Annotated in this window: 3 protein-coding genes; 2 read left to right on the plus strand and 1 reads right to left on the minus strand. The window is 66.8% G+C overall.

The window, feature by feature from the left end; all coding sequences use genetic code 11:
• The coding region (locus ACKOQ4_RS13845; RefSeq protein ID WP_526292778.1) for an aconitate hydratase at window positions 1-1,291 on the minus strand (1,291 nt) is incomplete at its 3' end.
• A 155-nt stretch (window positions 1,292-1,446) separates the two neighbouring features.
• Here ACKOQ4_RS13845 and ACKOQ4_RS13850 point away from each other — a divergent pair.
• Window positions 1,447-1,995 carry an Rv1476 family membrane protein gene (locus tag ACKOQ4_RS13850; protein ID WP_526292780.1) on the plus strand — a complete coding sequence of 183 codons (549 nt, stop codon included), beginning with the start codon at window positions 1,447-1,449 and terminating at the stop codon, window positions 1,993-1,995.
• 246 nt (window positions 1,996-2,241) lie between these two features.
• A complete protein-coding gene (locus ACKOQ4_RS13855; protein WP_526292782.1) occupies window positions 2,242-3,042 on the plus strand; it encodes a coiled-coil domain-containing protein in 801 nt (266 codons plus the stop codon).
• The last annotated feature ends 45 nt before the right edge of the window (window positions 3,043-3,087 follow it).

Raw genomic sequence — 3,087 nt, forward strand, 5'->3', positions numbered from 1 at the left:
TGTCGGCGAAGGACAGTGCCGCCGGGTCGCTGGCCGGGAAGGATTCCTCGTCGGCCTCGTCGAGCTTGGTGTGCGGGGCCGGGAGGTTCTCCTCGACGTAGTTGTGGATGTCCTTGCGGAAGGCCGTCTTCGCATCCGACAGTTCGATGCGGTCCTGCGGTCGCTTGGGCCCGGCGATCGACGGCACCACGGTGGACAGGTCGAGTTCGAGGTACTCGGAGAACACCGGTTCGCTATCCGGGTCGTGCCACATGCCCTGGGTCTTGGCGTAGGCCTCGACCAGTGCGACCTGTTCGTCGCTGCGTCCGGTCAGCCGCAGGTAGTCGATGGTGACCTCGTCGATCGGGAACATCGCCGCGGTGGAGCCGAATTCGGGGCTCATATTGCCCAGCGTCGCGCGGTTGGCCAGCGGCACCTCGGCCACACCCCGGCCGTAGAACTCGACGAACTTGCCGACCACACCGTGCTTGCGCAGCATGTCGGTGACGGTCAGAACCACGTCGGTGGCGGTCACGCCCGGTTTGATCTCGCCGGTCAGCTTGAAGCCCACCACACGGGGGATCAGCATCGAGACCGGCTGGCCGAGCATTGCGGCCTCGGCCTCGATACCGCCCACGCCCCAGCCCAGCACGCCGAGGCCGTTGACCATGGTGGTGTGACTGTCGGTGCCCACGCAGGTGTCCGGATAGGCGACGCCGTTTCGCTCCATCACGACACGGGCGAGGTACTCGATGTTGACCTGGTGCACGATCCCGGTTCCGGGCGGGACCACCTTGAAGTCGTCGAACGCACCCTGGCCCCAGCGCAGGAACTGGTAGCGCTCGCCGTTGCGCTGGTACTCCAGATCCACGTTGCGCTGGTAGGCGTTGGCGTTGCCGAAGAAGTCGAGGATCACCGAGTGGTCGATGACGAGTTCAGCGGGGGACAGCGGGTTGACCTTCTCCGGGTCGCCGCCGAGCTCGGTCACCGCCTCGCGCATGGTGGCCAGGTCGACCACGCACGGCACCCCGGTGAAGTCCTGCATGATCACCCGCGCCGGGGTGAACTGGATCTCGATGCTCGGCTGCGCCGAGGGATCCCAGTTCGCGATCGCGCTGATGTGGTCGGCGGTGATGTTGGCCCCGTCCTCGGTACGCAGAAGGTTCTCGGCGAGCACCTTCAGGCTGTACGGGAGCTTCTCGGTGCCGGGCACCGCGTCGAGCCGGAAGATCTCGTAACTGCGCCCGCCCACCGTCAGGGTGTCGCGGGCCTGGAACGAGTTCAGGGACGAATTCGACGAATTGCTGCTCACATCAACTCCCGGCGTGTGGTTATCCCGTGAAGGGGCAGGTCGGATAGTAACGGGACGACTGCCCTTCGGCGGGGGCGGACCCTACCGGTTCCAGTCTGGTCTCCGACGGCGCGTGCTGTCACCCTCTTGCGGGGATCGCGGTACGGTCTGGACTCGTGACCACCCTGGTTCCGGTGCCCACCTTCATTCCGGTGGAGGTGTGCGGCGCGGTGGGTCTGCCCGACTCGACGCCGGTGGACGCCTGCATGGCCGCGGTGAAGGCCGACGTCGACAAGGACGGCATCGCCGCCCCGCCCGCGCAAGTCGCCGGACTGCAGAAGGTCGTCAGCGGCGCCAAGGACCGCGGAGTCGACCTCAAGGTGGTGGTGATGCAGAAGAGTCCCATCATCGACACCCCGCTTCGCGACATCGCCACCCAGGTGGGCATGGCCAACCCCGGGTCGACCGTGCTGGTGCTCAGCCCGGGCTGGGCCGGCAGTTACAGCACCACCTACGACCGCGTGCTTCTGGAGGCCGGGCAGGACGTCGCCAAGCTGACCACCGATCCGGTCCAGGGCGCGCAGAATTTCGTCGACCAACTCAAGACTCCGATATTCCCCTGGACCGCATTCACGATTGCCGTTGTATTCGCTGTCGCCGCGGCCGCCGCGGTGACGCGGCTTGTACAACGGCGCGGAAAACGCGGCGCACCCGTCGGGCGCTGATCTCCCTGCGCAAACGCGGTTCCATGGCAATTCACTAAGATTGCTATTCGGTCACACCTGCGGAAATACAAAAGTGTAATTCTGTCCGCCGGTTTCATCTGCGACAGCTGTGACGTACGGTGCAAATGGCGCCATTGTTATTGATGTGACTTTTGTGACATGAGTGACGGGCGTGACCAGTCCTGGACCATAGGAGCCGGAGTCGCAATGAGACCATCCCCCCGCGGTTGTCGTGAGTGGCCCGGCGTGCGGGCTGCCCGGGCGGTCTGTCCGCTGACGCTCACCGTCGCGATGACCCTGACGGTGCCCGGACTGGCCGAGGCCGAACCCGATCAGGAGTCCAGCAGCGTCGCCGCACTGGTGGCCGACGTGGCCCAGGCCAATCAGAAGCTTCAGGAGGTCGGCGCGCGGGTACAGGCCGAGCAGGAGAGCGTGAACAAGGCCATCGTCGAGGTCCAGGAGGCCCGCGACGTCGCCGGACTGGCCCAGCAGCAGGTCGAGGCCAGCCAGCTGGCGGTCAAGGAGACCAGCGCCGCGATCGTCGATGCACAGAAGAAATTCGACACCTTCGCCGCCGCCACCTACGTCAACGGGCCGTCGGCCTCGTTGGTGATGGCCCGCACTCCGGACGAGATCATCTCGACGGCGACGGCAGGCAAGACCCTGGCGCTGACCGCACAGCAGGTCATGAACGGACTCGGCAAGGCCCGCGCCGCGGCGCTCGACTCCGACGCAGTCGCCCAGTCGGCCAAGCTCAAGGCCGACGAAGCCGTCCAAGCCGCGCAGAGCAGCCAGGACGCCGCCGTGGCCGCGCTGACCAACGCGCAGAACACCTTTCGCCAGCAGCAGGCGGAGATCGACAGGTTGGCGGCCGAGCGTGCGGTCGCCCAGCAGAAGCTGGAGGCCGCACGGCAGTGGGCTGCTCCGGTCGCCGATGCGGCCCTGACCGCCGGCGCTGCTGGCGAAAGGTGTTCTGCGCGTTGGTCAGCGCGGCCACGGCGGCGTCCTGGCTGCTCTGCGCAGCTTGGACGGCTTCGTCGGCCTTGAGCTTGGCCGACTGGGCGACTGCGTCGGAGTCGAGCGCCGCGGCGC

Source organism: Mycobacterium sp. (genome assembly GCF_046095365.1).
GTDB lineage: Bacteria > Actinomycetota > Actinomycetes > Mycobacteriales > Mycobacteriaceae > Mycobacterium.